Genomic DNA, 874 nt, shown 5'->3' with positions numbered 1-874 from the left:
TTGATCAATTTTGGCTTCAAGTTCCTTTGACTTTTACCTCATTCCACTCTTTTAGAGGGGTATCTACAACTACTCCGTCCACCTCTGGCGTCCCCCTTCAGGGAAGAGGAATCGAGGGAGAGGATTTGGGAGACAAGGGATTCTATCTGCTTGGCTTCAGGGTGTACTTTTGTGTTCGTCATAAAATCTTCTTCCCTTTTCAGTTATTTCCCATATACCTCGCGTGGAATTGGTTGCCAGCAGACCTTCATCTACCATTGTTTGCCTTGCCCATTGAGCAGTATTTTCCCATCGCTTCTGTTTTGGATTAGAAGGAAGGGGTTTATAATCATATTCATTTAAAATATTCTTCATTTTATCATGCACAAGCTTTAAAACATCTTTCATTTCTGCTTTTCCACCGAGTTCAATAAGCGATTCTAAAATGGGTATTACAAATTTATCCTCAGGAGTTCTCAATCCCTTTTTCAACCTGCCTTTCACTTGCCTTTTTCGAATTTCAGAAGAGATTCCTTCACTAAAAATCGTCTGCCATTCCTTTTGAAGGGATTTAACCTTTTCCCTGAAAGATTTAAGACGGTCGCCACGTTCAATAAGTGACTTTGCTTTATCAAAATCTTGGGCTTTAAAAGCCTCTTCCCCCTCCTTGCTTATGTTATTAAACTCCTCTTCAATGACCTCTTCAATCTCTTCAAGTAAGATTTCAAAAGCAGTGTTAACTTCGTTTTTATTCACAGAACCCCTCCTGCAATTATTTTAATTTCTTCCTCTGTTAAATCATAAAGTTTATAAACCAATTGATCAATTTTGGCTTCAAGTTCCTTTGACTTTTACCTCATTCCACTCTTTTAGAGGGGTATCTACAACTACTCCG

At 38.6% G+C, this 874-nt stretch carries 1 protein-coding gene and 1 pseudogene; both read right to left on the bottom strand.

The window, feature by feature from the left end; translation table 11 throughout:
- Positions 1-156: 156 nt before the first annotated feature.
- Complete coding sequence (locus ACP5QL_RS09220; protein ID WP_428127289.1) at positions 157-735, bottom strand: winged helix-turn-helix domain-containing protein; 579 nt, start codon at positions 733-735, stop codon at positions 157-159.
- Positions 732-827 (bottom strand): annotated as a pseudogene (locus tag ACP5QL_RS09215) (hypothetical protein); the annotation flags it as partial. The gene ACP5QL_RS09220 and the pseudogene ACP5QL_RS09215, both read right to left, overlap by 4 nt.
- Positions 828-874: the final 47 nt, after the last annotated feature.

Source organism: Dictyoglomus sp., assembly GCF_049968615.1.
Taxonomy (GTDB): domain Bacteria; phylum Dictyoglomota; class Dictyoglomia; order Dictyoglomales; family Dictyoglomaceae; genus Dictyoglomus; species Dictyoglomus turgidum.
This window is presented reverse-complemented; position numbering and strand designations above follow the sequence as displayed.